Raw genomic sequence first — 12,904 nt, forward strand, 5'->3', positions numbered from 1 at the left:
GTCATCCGAGCCTTCTTCAAAATGCAATTGGAAGCAGTCTTCTGCCGCAGACCAGATTATGATAGATTGCGATTATACGCGACTGCCTGCCAAAATGGCACCGCCAACGGATATGCCCCGCTTACCCCCGATAGTAGGTCTTGAGAGGCAATTGGTCGAGTTCGTAACACATTGAAATTATAGTAAATGAAGTGTTAATTATAAGCTAATTAGCCTTTTTGTTTCAGCACTTATGATGCTTCTAGTGTGGACTTATAACCTTCGATAAGTACAGGTTATCGGAGGTGAGCCATCTTATGTCGAAAACTTGCCATCTAAACCGCTAATTGCTATATAATCTGCAAAAGTAATGAGGAATGGCAATGTCTGAACCACAGCTGTCTGTGCGCAGCTCCAAAGCCCGTGATCTCGCCCATGCTCTGGCCAAACGCACTGGCCAGCCGATTAATAAGCTCGTCGAGCGGGCGCTGGAGCGCTACGATCAGGAACTGCGCCAGCAGCAGGCACTCACCCCTATGGATGCGCTTCTGGATCTCATGGCAGAAGGCCGCCGGGATGTGCCAAAGGGTATGACCTCTGCACATGATGATCTCTACGATGAGCACGGATTGCCACGATGATCGCCATCGATACGTCGATTATCCTGGCGATGGCGCTGCGGGAGCCGGAAGCTATATCCTTTGAACGTCTGGTGCGGCGTGAGGCAGTGATTATCGGTTGGCCGACGCTGTTGGAAACCCGGATGGTTCTAACAGGCAAGGGATTTCAGAATGCCGCTGCAATTATCGACCAGCTCGTGGATTTGCCAAACATCACTGCAATAGCTTTCGATCAAGCGCATTATCGCGCCGCTGAACAAGCATTTGATCGATTTGGCAAAGGACGCCATCCGGCGGCGCTGAACATGGGCGACTGCTATTCCTATGCTGTGGCCAGTGTTGCTAAAGCACCGCTGCTGTTTAAAGGACAGGATTTCGGGAAGACCGATCTTAAATTGCACCCTGAATCTTCAATGGTTTAACAATGGCTGAAGAAAAGCCGATCGAATGGCGCACCCAGCAGCTGGATACGTTTGCAGCTGTGCTACCAATGAACCGTCGCGACATGCTGGCCGAAATATTGACCGATCAGGATATCGAAACCCTGCGCCACCTGGTCAATGAAGGCATGGGCGAAAACACCCTGCGCGCGCTGACTTCGGATCTGGCCTATCTCGAAGCTTGGTCGATGGCTGCAACCGACAGCCCCCTGCCCTTCCCCGCGCCCGAAGCCCTGTTGCTGAAATTCGTTGCCCATCATCTCTGGCGGCCGCAGCAGCGCGAGATCGAACCCGATCACGGCATGCCGGCAGGCATAGAAGAAGAATTGCGCCAGCAAGGCTTTCTACGCGTCTCGGGGCCCCATGCGCCGGCAACCGTTCGCCGGCGTCTTGCCAACTGGTCAACACTCACACGCTGGCGCGGTCTGGAAGGTTCGTTTTCGTCGCCTGCCGTTAAATCCGCCCTCCGGCTTGCCGTTCGAGCCGTTAACCGGCCGCGAAGCCGCAAGAGCGCTAGCGCCATCACCGGCGACATTTTGAGCAAACTGCTGGCAACGTGTTCGGGCGATGATCTGACCGCGCTCCGCGACCAAGCAATCCTGATGGTGGCCTTTGCCTCGGGCGGTCGCCGTCGCAGCGAAATAGCAGGCTTGCGAACGGAACAACTCGTCAAACAGGCGCCTGTCGCCGATGAGGACGGCTCCGCCCTCCCCTCGCTTGGCATGCATCTCGGTCGCACCAAAACCAGTGGCGGCGATCAGGACGAGATCGTTTATCTGACCGGTCGTCCCGTCGAAGCCCTCACCCGTTGGCTGGAAGCGGCCAAGATCGACAAGGGCAGCGTGTTTCGAAAAGTCGATCGCTGGGGCAATGTTTCCGTACGAGCGCTCGAACCCAGCGCCGTTAACCGGATCGTCAAGCAACGCGCGCAAATGGCAGGGCTTAAGCCGGAGGAGTTTTCAGCGCACGGCCTGCGCTCCGGCTATCTCACCGAAGCGGCCAATCGCGGCATCTCCCTGCCGGAAGCCATGGAACAATCGCGCCATCGTTCCGTGCAGCAGGCCTCCGACTATTACAACAACGTCAAACGGCGCAGCGGGCGGGCATCCAGATTGCTATAGGCCCGAGCCTCCATTGCGGAACTGATCCGCTCATGTCGAAAATGGCGTGGGATGCCGTCAGTCGGTTTGCGAGCAGCGAGAGGGTAGACGCAGCCTGTAGTGCCGCAAAAATCTGTCATGTAAGTCGGATATTCTTGCTCGACTATTGCGACAGAAATTCGCGTGAGAATGCAAAGTTCGGGATTTCCGAGACAAACTCGCTGCATACCGAACGGAGTTAGGCGATCGTGCCGGAAAATCCATAAAATTGCCGGGGATCAAACGTTTAGTTTTGCGGTGAACGGAGTAGGCAGAACTCTTCGCCCCGGAAACGAAGCGCAACATAGCTACATTGGTTCATATGATCGATCAAACAGATCTGTTCGGGTGCTGACATTTCTTCCATCGTACAACGCTCTTTCGCACATGTCTGACTATAAATCTGACCGGTGGGAATATGCGCGACGTACAGCGAGGTCTTCTGTCCCTTCAGGTTGAGCTTTTCATATGCTGCTTTCAACCTTTCAAAAGCCGCACGATCTTGTCCCACAGGGTTAAGGGCGATTCCCATCTCGCCAACCTCGCCGACCATCCTCATGTAGCGCAGATGCTCCGATTCAGAACAAACAAGTCGATCAGCCTTCGCGGGGATCGAATACGTCAAGGCAATGGCACTTAGGATAACCGCCATCTTCCGCATAATTTCTCTTTCCGTTAGTGCTTAAGGGCCATGTAAATTTTGATTTTGCTGTCAATTTTCTATCTTTTTTGCCGCGGAAATCTCCAACATCGGCGCCAACTCTACCATCTTAGCGTTCACTTCATGGAAAGTCATTCATAACGACAAACGGTTGCAAGGGGGGCGGAAGCTCTTCGGCAGCTTTGGGGTGTGAAGAGGCTAGTAAGCTTTCAAACAGACTAAACAAGAAAGCAGCCGTTGGGCACCGCGGGATCCTCATGATGCCCACTAAGTCCTACAGCCGCCTTTTGCACCAAAACATTTTTGATTTCAGACCACCAACTTGTCCTGAAAATCGGGTTATATGCGGTATCAGGCCGTCAGGAAACATGGTCAGGCCCGGAACCGTTGGCGATATTCTCCTGGCGACAGTCCAACAATGCGAACGAAGATTTTGCTGAACGCACCGGGATCAGAATAGCCGACCTCCCAAGCGATGCGTTCAATGGGAGATTGGCCGAACTGCAAAAGCTCCTGGGCCTTGGCGACTCGTAAGCGTTGAGCGTAGTCGGTGGCGGTCATACCAGTGGCTTTCTGGAAACGACGCAGGAAGGTGCGTTGTTCCAATCCTGCCTGTTCGGCCAAGATCGCAAGTCGTGCTTCTTTGCCACCATTCGCCTGAAGAAAATGCTGGGCCTTAAGGATCGCTGCGTCCCCATGGGTCAGCCGTGGAGCGAACCCGCTATAATAACGCTGCTCTCGTCCCGGTGGATCAATCAACAGCATTCGTGCGGTCTGTGCCATTACCACAGGACCAAGAAAACGCTCCACAAGCTTCAGGCCAAGATCAGTCCATGCCATCAGTCCACCCACCGAGATGATATCACCACCGTCGATGATCAGCCGATCTGTATCGAGCGACACATCAGGGAAGCGATTGCGGAAGGCATCGGCAGAACCCCAGTGGGTTGTGATCGTTCGTCCGCCGAGAAGCCCGGTTTCCGCCAGAAGAAAGGCTCCGGCGCAGAGGGAAGCCAATACCGAACCCTCACCATGACGTGTGCGCAGCCAGCGCGCAAGCGGCGTGGCAACTTCTGCCGATATTGGTGGCTCCAGCGAAGGCGGCAGGATCAGCACGTCGCAAGGACCTGCGACCTCCCCGCTTGCGTCGGGCTCGCTTTGGAAAACAATATCGGGCTCTTCATCGCCCTCGACCTGCAAATGCAGCACTAACAGACGCGGGGTAGCGGAAACGACATTATCAGCCAACCGGCAAGCGACCTTGAACAGGTCGGTCAACCCTAGCACAGCCGACGTCTGCGCACCTGGGTAAAGCAGGATCCCTATCCGCACATGTGCCATTGTCGATATCGCCCTTCATTATGTCGTTTTCGCCAATTGCGACAACACTCACCTGAAACGATATTCGGCGCAAGCAACAACTAACTCTGAAAGGATTTTTCGACATGTCGAAGCGCGCTATTCTGGTCGTTGACCTTCAAAATGAATATTGGCCATCGGGCAACCTCCCGCTTCATGGCATCGACGCCGCAGCCACCAATGCCGCAAGCGTCATGGCTCATGCCCGCGCAAAAGGTGATCTGGTCATTAACATTCGCCACGAGATGCCCGGAGCACAACTCTTCGTGCCCGACAGCGACGGTGCCAAGATCAATCAAGCCGTGCTGCCGAAGGATGATGAGCCCGTCATCACCAAGCACTTCCCTAACTCCTTCCGCGAAACCGGGTTGAGCGATCTGCTCAAGGAAAACGGCATTGAGGACGTCGTGGTCGTCGGCGCGATGAGCCATATGTGCGTCGATGCGACGGTGCGCGCAGCCAACGATCTGGGCTACAAAACCACAACGATTCACGATGCCTGCGCAACGCTTGATCTGAACTTCGACGGTGTCACCACTCCGGCGGCACAGGTGCACGCGGCGCTGATGGCAGCGCTTTCCTTTGGCTATGGCGAAGTGATCTCCACCGACGCCTTCCTCGCTCGCTAACGGCCTGTTCGGGAGAAAACTATCATGACCACACGCAGAGAGCTTTTTGCCCTATCGGGTCCTGCGCTTGTCGCCAGTGCCTTTCCGACAAGCGCGCAGGTTACCGCCACGCCGCAGGGCAGTGTGAAAATCACGCAGATACGCAACGCAACGCTCCATATCGCCTATGGCGGCGTTCGCTTTCTTGTCGATCCGATGCTTTCGGACCGTCACGCCTGGCCGGGTTTTGAAGGCTCGGTGAACAGCGAGGAGCGCAATCCCCTTGTGCATCTTCCGATAACGAAGGAAGAAATCATCGACGTGGACGCGGTGATCGTCACCCATCTGCACGAAGACCATTGGGATGAAGAAGCGGGCAAGGTTCTGGCGAGGGCGCTGCCGATTTTCGCGCAAAACGACGCGGATACTGCAACCATCCGGGAACAGGGTTTTTCCGACGTACGCGTGCTTTCGGACACGTCCAGCTTCAAGGGTGTACAGCTCATCAAGACGGACGGCCGTCACGGGACCGAGGCGCACTACGCCAAGATCGGCAACCTTCTCGGTGAGGCGTGCGGTGTCGTGTTCAAGAAAGCCGGACTAAAGACCGTCTATCTGGCTGGCGACACGATCTGGCACGAACGGGTAGCGACAGCTCTGAAAACGCATCGTCCAGATGTGGCGATCCTGAACACCGGCTATGCGATGGTCGTAGGGATCGAGGGCGGCATCATCATGGGAACGCAAGATGTGCTTTCGGTCCACAAAGCCGTCCCAGAAACCCTCCTGATCGGCAGCCATATGGAAGCAGTGAACCACTGCACTGTGAGCCGGGCTGACCTACGGGCGTTTGCCCGGATCAACGGTTTCGCCGACAAGCTGCGCACTCCCGGTGATGGGGAAACCATTATCCTTTGAACGGATTAATCGACAACGCAGTGTTCTAGCTGCATTGCCGATCACGCGAAGCGGGCTATCCAGGCTGCTGCCTCGAAAGAGGAGGTTGCGGAAACAATCATGGTGTGCATAGCGCTTCGCGCCGGAGGAGGTATCACACATGGTTGACAGGCGATAAGGAGCATTTCTGACAGGAAATGACTGTCATCAAGTGCTTCAAAGCTGTGGCATCGGGAGATCCCTTTAATCTACGAAAGAGCGAGGCTTCGATTACGAACACGGTAAGCACCGGCACCAAAGCGAGTTTCCCGCTTGCGGAGGGTGTGCAAGCCGTATTTGGCGTATAGTGGCTCTGACTTACTGCTACCGCGAAAATGCCCGAAACTTGCGACGGATGCCATTCAACAAGGTGGCAAGGTCAGCTAAGCGGACCGCCTTAACAAGGCAACGGCGAGAATCTCGGATAGTCAATGTAACCCTCTGGACCTTCGCCGTAGAACGTATCCTTGTTCGGTATGTTCAGGGGTAGGCCCTGCTGAAGGCGTTCTGCAAGGTCGGGAGTGGCGATGTAGTCGCGCCCAAATGCCAGCGCGTCGGCAATGCTGGCTTCGATAAACCGCTCGCCGTCTTCCTGGGACATAAGTTCGTTGGCAATGACCGGGCCACCAAATCGGCGCTTGATCTCGCCGAGCAAACTGTCTTCGGCTTCGATCTCACGGACAAAAATGAACGCGAGCTTCCGCTTCGCTAGTTCGTCGGCGACGTGACCGAAGATCGCGCCGGGATTGCTGTCGCCCATGTCGTGTTCCTCGCCACGAGGCCGGAGATGCACTCCCACACGATCAGCACCCCACACCTCGATCACTGCATCCACGATTTCGAGCAGGAACCTGGCGCGGTTCTCCACCGAGCCGCCATATCGATCGGTTCGCTTGTTGGTTTTGTCCTGCAAAAACTGGTCGATGAGATAGCCATTGGCCGCATGCAGTTCGACCCCGTCGAAGCCAGCCGCCTTCGCCCGCTCGGCGCCCCGGCGAAAATCCTCGACGATCCCAGGAATTTCTTGGGTTTCCAGCGCACGTGGCACCGGATATGACCGCTTCGGCCGTAGCGACGAGACATGCCCAGCCGCGGGGATCGCACTGGGTGCTACCGGAAGTTCGCCATCGAGGAGTTCCGGGTCGGAGATGCGGCCAACGTGCCACAGCTGCAGAAACATGCGGCCACCAGCTTCGTGAACCGCTTGGGTGACGTGTTTCCACCCCTCCACCTGTGCATCATTCCATATGCCGGGTGTGCCCCAATAGCCGACAGCTTGAGGAGACACGGAGGTCGCTTCACTCAGGATCAAACCCGCTCCAGCCCGTTGCCGATAGTATTCCGCCATCATGGCGTTCGGAACGCGCTCGACGCCAGCGCGCTTGCGGGTGAGCGGTGCCATGATGATGCGGTTGGGCAAATCGAGAGCGCCAATCTTCAACGGAACGAACAAACGGGACATCTATAACTCCTTTGGACTGAGAGCAGATATAACCGCGCGCAGACATGGCGACAATTGCGCAATTGTTCGCCAAATCGTATACTTGAGGATGTCAATCGAGGCGCGTAGGATGGCTATCACAAACACTTTCGCTGGCGTCGAAGTCTTCATCAGCGCGGTAAGATCCGGGTCGTTCACTGCGGCTGCCGCTCGGTTTGGTATTACCAAGTCAGCCGCCGCCAAATCGGTGGTGCAACTCGAAAACCGGCTTGGCGTCAAGCTGCTGCATAGGACGACACGGCGGCTGTCACTGACACCGGAGGGCGCGGCTTATCTCGAGCAAGCCGAGGCCGCACTTGATCAGCTACGTTCGGCGGAGGACGCTGCCCGCTCGAAGGCAAGTACGGTGCGGGGTATACTCCGTGTAGATATGCCGGCGGCATTTGGTCGTCTGGTCGCCATGCCGGTCCTACTGGATATTCTCAGGGCACACCCCGATCTACGCCTGGCAGCGAGCTTTTCGGATCGGATCATCGATCCCGTGGAGGAAGGAGTGGATCTGTGCCTTCGGTTCGGCGAGCTGCCGGATCGCGCCGACATCGCTGCCCGCCCCCTAGGATCACAACGCCTGCTTCTTTGTGCAGCGCCCAGCTATCTAGAAGCGCACGGTGTGCCGGTGAACCAGAATGACCTGCATCGTCACGCCTGTATTTTGGGAAGCCAGCCTGAGCGACCAACTTCCTGGCGCTTTCTCGACGAGGAGAACCGTATCCTGTCTTTTGACCCGCCGGCAACCTACCAAGCCAGCGATGGCGAGGTTATCATCGCAATGGCAACAGCAGGCTTTGGCTTGTGTCAAATGCCGCAGTCACTTGTTCAGTCTTGCATCGATAGGGGTGAGCTGGTCGTGGTGCTACCGGATCGTTGCCGTGTGCGGTCTCCGTTCAATGCGGTTTGGCCAGCGACCCGCACCATGCTGCCGAGGGTCCGTGTTGTAGTGGACGAACTCGTTCGTCGAGCTGGCGCGGGAACTCTGTAGGGCCGGCGCCATCGCCAATTGGATTCTGCTTCAAAAGCAACTGACAGCGAGCCCGAACGTCTCGAATTAAGATCGAAGGCTACTGTCCGGCCGACGCGAAGCAACCACCGCAATTTTTTATGCGGGAACCGCCTGTAATCGCCTTCAGCAGGACAATACCAGAGAAGGAATTCTCGCAGATCATCCGCCAGTCGGATAAATAGCTGACGGCCTACCTCCGGCCTGCCCGAACACTTGCCCGGCGCCCACTTTATTGTCGCGGTGCAAAGACCAGCACAACAGCAATCAGAACTAACAGCGGGCCCATCCACTTAAATTGCCGAACAAGGTGATTGAACCGTTCCTGATGGCTGTCGAATTTGATGTGGCGAAAGCCGACCAGACTCATCCATATGCCCGCAGCAAACATTATCACCTGATCAATGTATTGCACACCACGTCCTCCTCCCAGCGCGTTGAAGGTATCCATCACCGACCACCTTAAACGAGGCGAGAGCGATTTACATCGTCAGGTTAAACAGCAGATGGGCGGAGCAGTTCTTGACTATCCGTCAATGCATCACGGTCTTTAGGCGGCTCGACGCCTGTCCACCAATATAATGGGAAAAAAGCAGACGCGCCGATGCTATGGACGACATCACTACCGGGCTACGGTATGCAAGCATGGTCTTTACAACTGTAAAGTTTCCAACCACCCACTGACACTACGATCACCTTTACAGTTGTAAAGTTATCAATAGCCGCCATTAACCCTTTATTAACTAAAAAATCGTTGTCGAATCGGAAAATTTTGTTATCTTTGACGGTAATGAACATTTTTCGTGTTCATAACCGTCACGAGGGAAGAATGCTTCAGCCGAATACCTACACCGTCAGGGACACCGCATCAAAGATCGAAGCCTATACTTCGAAGCTTTCAGTGGAGCTGCGGGATATGCGGGAAGCATTTTACCCACCGCAAGCACGCAAATCGTTTACACGTACGTTCTCAACACTCGACCTCGTACGCTTACTGAATGTACCCGAAAGCACTTTGAGGCACCTCACCATAGAAGGGAAGGGGCCGCAGCCCGAACGGGCTGAAAACAACCGCCGCACCTACACAATCGAACAGGTTAAAGAGCTGAGATCGTTTTTGGCAGAACTGCGCCCTGAGGAGGCAATAGGGTTGCTACCTCACCGCCGGTCAGGTGAGAGCATACAGGTCTTAGCTACTTCCAACTTCAAGGGGGGAAGTTCGAAGACGACAACTTCCGTGCATTTGGCACATTTCCTTGGCCTCCAAGGCTATAGGGTTCTTTGCATCGATCTTGACCCTCAAGCATCAATGACTTCGATGTTCGGTATTCAACCTGAGTTTGATCTAGGAGAGAACGAGACCGCTTACGCAGCCTTGCGCTATGATGAAGAGAGGCGCCCTTTATCTGAGGTTATACGTGCTACGTACTTCCCCGGTGTAGATCTAGTTCCCGGCAATCTCGAACTGATGGACTTCGAGTTTGATACGCCGTCCTATTTGACGTCTCGGAACAGAGACGATCTCGGTCTTTTTTTTGAAAGGCTAGGAAAAGCCATCTCGTCGGTAGCAGACCAGTATGATCTAGTGATCCTAGATACACCACCTTCTCTAGGTTACACGACCTTAGCCGCTCTTTACGCGGCAACGTCATTGATTGTTACCGTACATCCCGCAATGCTTGATGTCGCATCCTGCAATCAATTTCTTATTATGATATCTGATTTGTCCGATGTCTTGGCGCAATTTGGCGCTCAGTTTGAGCACGATCACTTCAAATTTTTGCTAACTCGTGTAAATCCAAACGACGGACCACAAAAATATATGTCCGGGGTGATGCGACGGCTTTTTGGTGATGATGTATTAGTTGCCGAAGCACTTGAATCAACTGCTATTGCGGGGGCCGCAGTTGCCAAGAAAACACTTTACGAGTTGGAGTCTGGAGAGGTTGGCCGCGAAGCACTGAAAAGAGCACTTGAAAGCGCAGATCGGGTCAATTTTGAAATCCTTTCCTTAATCCAAAAGGTATGGGAGCGATCCACATGAAAAAAAATATCCTTAAGCGAATGGCTGATGCTGAAAATCGAGTGGAATCCGACGACGCGACTGACGTCAATGGATTAAGTTCATTAGCGAGACGCCACTCTTCACCCGTCATTTCCAACGTCGGTAGAGCTCTAACACAGCTAAACGAAGATAGCATCGTCACGCTTGACCCTAACAAGATTGAAAGATCACCTTTCAAGGATCGGTTTGAAAGCGATGCGGAGACCGATAACGAATTAGAGTTGCTTAAAGTTTCGATTGCAACAGAAGGCCAAAAAATACCTGTGTTGGTACGGCCTCATCCCTCTAAATTGGGCCAGTATCAATTAGCGTATGGCTATCGGAGGCTCGCCGCCATCAAGTCATTGATGGATGAAAGCGGACAGAATGAACCGATAAAGATTAAGGCTTTCGTCCGGGATCTTACAGATCGCCAGTTAATCGAAGAGCAATCGCTGGAGAACGGCGTCCGCGAAGGCCTAACTTGGATTGAACAAGCAATGTGGGCACTTCAGCTGAAAAAAGTTGGTTTCTCGCATCGTGCCATATGTCCTGTGTTGGGGATCGGTGAAGCGGCTGTTTCACATCTTTTCAAAGTAACCTCAACAGTGCCAGAGGATGTGATCTATGCAATAGGCCGTGCTAAATCGGTTGGTCGCCCAAAGTGGACTATCCTCGCAGAAAATTTGAAAGATTCTAACCAGTTGGAAGCCATTCGAAGTCTGATAAAAAGTGACGATTTCATCACCACAGATAGCGTGACTCGCTTCGCATTAGTTTTCGCAGCAGCAAAGCCGTCACATACCACGTCTGTAGAAGTGGATACTGATGAAACGCAACAATTTTCATTAGGTTCGAGGCTTTATGGGCGAATGAAATCAACCGCGTCTGGTGTTTTGATGACTATTCCAAAACAAGAGACCCAATTTGCTGAATGGTTGGCGAATCGTATGCCAGACCTGCTTAAAGAGTTTGACGAGCGTTCCCAGACCTAATTGGGATGGAAACGCATAGGATCAACGGTCAATAAGGAGAGACCAAAAAAGAAAAAGGCCCCCAAAACGTTGCCGTCGTGGAAGCCGATTTCAAGGTTTGTAGCAAAATCAAGAATCGCATTTCCTCGAATCACTGTCAAGAGTCCTTGGCACCTTTTTGGTGAGCTGATTTCTTTTGCCTATAGAAAGGTAAGAGGGAATGCAAATTCTGCAGACTGTCACGTCCACTTTGCGTGGGCGAATGAGGACGTATGCCCAAAATTCTGATTTGCCGAAGAAGCATATGAGTAAGGTAAACAGATGGGTGATCTACAAACGACTCTGTGTGGCCAAGTCAGCCTTTGGTCTCAATGATCGGTGTCTGGCAGTGCTCAGTTCGCTTTTGTCATTTCTCCCAGACGACGACATGAATGAGAAAACCGGACTGGTTGTTTTCCCGTCCAATCGTCAGCTTTCACTGCGTGCCCACGGCATGCCGGAATCAACATTGCGACGCCATCTTGCTTCACTCGTTGAAGCAAGGATCATCGCACGCAAAGATAGCCCAACGCGTAAACGCTATGCGCATAAGGACAGGGAAGGATGCATTGAACTTGCCTTCGGCTTTTCCTTTGCACCTTTGCTCGATCGTGCCTCTCAAATCGCCGCCGTTGCGGATCAAATTCTCAGCGATCAAAAAGCCCTGAAACGGCTTCGCGATGAAGTGTCAGTCATACGAAGAGATATCGCGGCAGCACTTGCAGACAACGCCAATGTTTCCGGGACCTATAGTGCTAATCTTCAAAAGCTGTTCGTCCGTTTCCGTAACGTTGTGGATACCATTCCACGCCGTGCATCAATCGACGAACTGACTGGCATCAAGGCCAATCTTGATGCTATTGACGATGAAATAGCTATCACCCTGAAAAATATAGAAAATGCTCCTGAAATGGGCGGCGGTGTCGCTCAATCTGAGCGGCAGCATATTGAATCCCTACCAGAATCCCTTTTTGAATCTTCAAATACTAAAAATATTGATTTGAAAGGGCCTTCTCATGAGAGACCTATCTCTGTGAACCTCGAAACAAACAATCAAGGACGGGTTTCTCTTTCTATCTCTCTCGATCAGGTGCTTCGAACATGCCCTGATATCCTCGAATATGGGGCAAACGGGATTGCTTCATGGCGTGATCTCCATGATGCGTCACGAATAGTCTCTGGATTCCTCGGCATCAGCCGCTCAGCCTATCATGAAGCGATAGCTTCTATGGGTGCAGAAATTGCATCGACCGCTATTGCTTGGATTTTCCAGAAACTGTCGACCATCAATTCGCCTGGTGGCTATTTGCGGTCTCTGACCCAGAAGGCAAGGGGAGGAAGCTTTTCAATCAGTAGGCTGCTGTTTTCTGAAATGAAGACAAACCAGGCGCTGAGCCCAGCATGATTGCGAAACATTTCCCGAAGATTACTCGTAAAATTTGCTCGAGACTCGTCGTGGGAATGGCTTTTGATTGGTTGGGGAGGGCGTTCATGGCGGGCGGACGAAAGCTTGGACTATCAACGAGGTAGTTCATATCTTCCTACGAAGACCGGATGCGAGCCCTTGCTCTCAACATCAAGCTCGGCAATCGAACGAAGTCAACTAT

The 12,904-nt window shown here is 53.3% G+C and carries 13 protein-coding genes and 1 pseudogene; 10 read left to right on the plus strand and 4 right to left on the minus strand.

The features are described 5' to 3' along the window. Positions 1-362 precede the first annotated feature (362 nt). From ACOZHT_RS23715 to ACOZHT_RS23725, 3 genes are read left to right on the plus strand one after another with little or no spacing between them, the layout of a single operon-like run. Positions 363-620 carry a type II toxin-antitoxin system VapB family antitoxin gene (locus tag ACOZHT_RS23715; protein ID WP_421566933.1) on the plus strand — a complete coding sequence of 86 codons (258 nt, stop codon included), beginning with the start codon at positions 363-365 and terminating at the stop codon, positions 618-620. Further along, complete coding sequence (locus tag ACOZHT_RS23720; protein ID WP_421566935.1) at positions 617-1,021, plus strand: type II toxin-antitoxin system VapC family toxin; 405 nt, start codon at positions 617-619, stop codon at positions 1,019-1,021. The genes ACOZHT_RS23715 and ACOZHT_RS23720 overlap by 4 nt, the downstream gene beginning before the upstream one ends. Positions 1,022-1,023: 2 nt before the next feature. Further along, positions 1,024-2,160, plus strand: a complete 1,137-nt coding sequence (locus tag ACOZHT_RS23725; protein WP_421566937.1) for a site-specific integrase — start codon at positions 1,024-1,026, stop codon at positions 2,158-2,160. A 265-nt stretch (positions 2,161-2,425) separates the two neighbouring features. Here ACOZHT_RS23725 and ACOZHT_RS23730 read toward each other — a convergent pair whose 3' ends face one another. Both ACOZHT_RS23730 and ACOZHT_RS23735 read right to left on the minus strand, forming a co-directional pair. Beyond that, positions 2,426-2,839 carry a hypothetical protein gene (locus tag ACOZHT_RS23730; protein ID WP_421566939.1) on the minus strand — a complete coding sequence of 138 codons (414 nt, stop codon included), beginning with the start codon at positions 2,837-2,839 and terminating at the stop codon, positions 2,426-2,428. A gap of 372 nt (positions 2,840-3,211) precedes the next feature. Beyond that, positions 3,212-4,180, minus strand: coding sequence for a GlxA family transcriptional regulator (locus ACOZHT_RS23735; protein ID WP_421566941.1), 969 nt, complete (start codon positions 4,178-4,180; stop codon positions 3,212-3,214). Positions 4,181-4,284: 104 nt separating this feature from the next. Between ACOZHT_RS23735 and ACOZHT_RS23740 the strand changes: the two genes are divergently transcribed. From ACOZHT_RS23740 to ACOZHT_RS23750, 3 genes and pseudogenes are all read left to right on the plus strand, one after another. Then, positions 4,285-4,827 carry a cysteine hydrolase family protein gene (locus tag ACOZHT_RS23740; protein ID WP_421566943.1) on the plus strand — a complete coding sequence of 181 codons (543 nt, stop codon included), beginning with the start codon at positions 4,285-4,287 and terminating at the stop codon, positions 4,825-4,827. A gap of 24 nt (positions 4,828-4,851) precedes the next feature. Then, positions 4,852-5,724, plus strand: a complete 873-nt coding sequence (locus ACOZHT_RS23745) for an MBL fold metallo-hydrolase (RefSeq protein ID WP_421566945.1) — start codon at positions 4,852-4,854, stop codon at positions 5,722-5,724. Between the two features lie 24 nt (positions 5,725-5,748). Then, positions 5,749-5,871, plus strand: a pseudogene (locus tag ACOZHT_RS23750) (carboxymuconolactone decarboxylase family protein); the annotation flags it as partial. Between the two features lie 268 nt (positions 5,872-6,139). Here the strand turns inward: ACOZHT_RS23750 and ACOZHT_RS23755 are convergent. Further along, on the minus strand, positions 6,140-7,204 hold the full coding sequence (locus ACOZHT_RS23755; RefSeq protein WP_421566947.1) for an alkene reductase: 1,065 nt from the start codon (positions 7,202-7,204) through the stop codon (positions 6,140-6,142). Between the two features lie 109 nt (positions 7,205-7,313). Here ACOZHT_RS23755 and ACOZHT_RS23760 point away from each other — a divergent pair, with 109 nt between their 5' ends. Then, positions 7,314-8,222 (plus strand): LysR family transcriptional regulator, encoded by a 909-nt coding sequence (locus ACOZHT_RS23760; protein ID WP_215779823.1) that lies wholly within the window; start codon positions 7,314-7,316, stop codon positions 8,220-8,222. A 250-nt stretch (positions 8,223-8,472) separates the two neighbouring features. Here the strand turns inward: ACOZHT_RS23760 and ACOZHT_RS23765 are convergent, their stop codons facing one another. Next, a complete protein-coding gene (locus ACOZHT_RS23765; protein WP_215779821.1) occupies positions 8,473-8,691 on the minus strand; it encodes a hypothetical protein in 219 nt (72 codons plus the stop codon). Between the two features lie 378 nt (positions 8,692-9,069). On the opposite strand from ACOZHT_RS23765, the gene repA reads away from it, so the two are divergent. The 3 genes from repA (at position 9,070) to repC (ending at position 12,702) form a co-directional block, all read left to right on the plus strand. After that, a complete protein-coding gene (gene repA / locus ACOZHT_RS23770) occupies positions 9,070-10,284 on the plus strand; it encodes a plasmid partitioning protein RepA (protein ID WP_421566950.1) in 1,215 nt (404 codons plus the stop codon). Further along, positions 10,281-11,279, plus strand: a complete 999-nt coding sequence (gene repB, locus ACOZHT_RS23775) for a plasmid partitioning protein RepB (RefSeq protein ID WP_421566952.1) — start codon at positions 10,281-10,283, stop codon at positions 11,277-11,279. The genes repA and repB overlap by 4 nt, the downstream gene beginning before the upstream one ends. A gap of 199 nt (positions 11,280-11,478) precedes the next feature. Next, complete coding sequence (repC, locus tag ACOZHT_RS23780; RefSeq protein WP_421566954.1) at positions 11,479-12,702, plus strand: plasmid replication protein RepC; 1,224 nt, start codon at positions 11,479-11,481, stop codon at positions 12,700-12,702. Positions 12,703-12,904: the final 202 nt, after the last annotated feature.

Origin of the sequence: Ochrobactrum sp. EDr1-4 (assembly GCF_049199085.1) — a bacterium.
Lineage (GTDB): Bacteria > Pseudomonadota > Alphaproteobacteria > Rhizobiales > Rhizobiaceae > Brucella.

Excerpts from the sequence above, each read along its gene's own strand:
- ACOZHT_RS23715 (WP_421566933.1), top strand. The coding sequence starts at position 363 with ATGTCTGAACCACAGCTGTCTGTGCGCAGCTCCAAAGCCCGTGATCTC.
- ACOZHT_RS23720 (WP_421566935.1), top strand. The coding sequence starts at position 617 with ATGATCGCCATCGATACGTCGATTATCCTGGCGATGGCGCTGCGGGAG.
- ACOZHT_RS23725 (WP_421566937.1), top strand. The coding sequence starts at position 1,024 with ATGGCTGAAGAAAAGCCGATCGAATGGCGCACCCAGCAGCTGGATACG.
- ACOZHT_RS23730 (WP_421566939.1), bottom strand. The coding sequence starts at position 2,839 with ATGCGGAAGATGGCGGTTATCCTAAGTGCCATTGCCTTGACGTATTCG.
- ACOZHT_RS23735 (WP_421566941.1), bottom strand. The coding sequence starts at position 4,180 with ATGGCACATGTGCGGATAGGGATCCTGCTTTACCCAGGTGCGCAGACG.
- ACOZHT_RS23740 (WP_421566943.1), top strand. The coding sequence starts at position 4,285 with ATGTCGAAGCGCGCTATTCTGGTCGTTGACCTTCAAAATGAATATTGG.
- ACOZHT_RS23745 (WP_421566945.1), top strand. The coding sequence starts at position 4,852 with ATGACCACACGCAGAGAGCTTTTTGCCCTATCGGGTCCTGCGCTTGTC.
- ACOZHT_RS23755 (WP_421566947.1), bottom strand. The coding sequence starts at position 7,204 with ATGTCCCGTTTGTTCGTTCCGTTGAAGATTGGCGCTCTCGATTTGCCC.
- ACOZHT_RS23760 (WP_215779823.1), top strand. The coding sequence starts at position 7,314 with ATGGCTATCACAAACACTTTCGCTGGCGTCGAAGTCTTCATCAGCGCG.
- ACOZHT_RS23765 (WP_215779821.1), bottom strand. The coding sequence starts at position 8,691 with ATGGATACCTTCAACGCGCTGGGAGGAGGACGTGGTGTGCAATACATT.
- repA (WP_421566950.1), top strand. The coding sequence starts at position 9,070 with ATGCTTCAGCCGAATACCTACACCGTCAGGGACACCGCATCAAAGATC.
- repB (WP_421566952.1), top strand. The coding sequence starts at position 10,281 with ATGAAAAAAAATATCCTTAAGCGAATGGCTGATGCTGAAAATCGAGTG.
- repC (WP_421566954.1), top strand. The coding sequence starts at position 11,479 with ATGCAAATTCTGCAGACTGTCACGTCCACTTTGCGTGGGCGAATGAGG.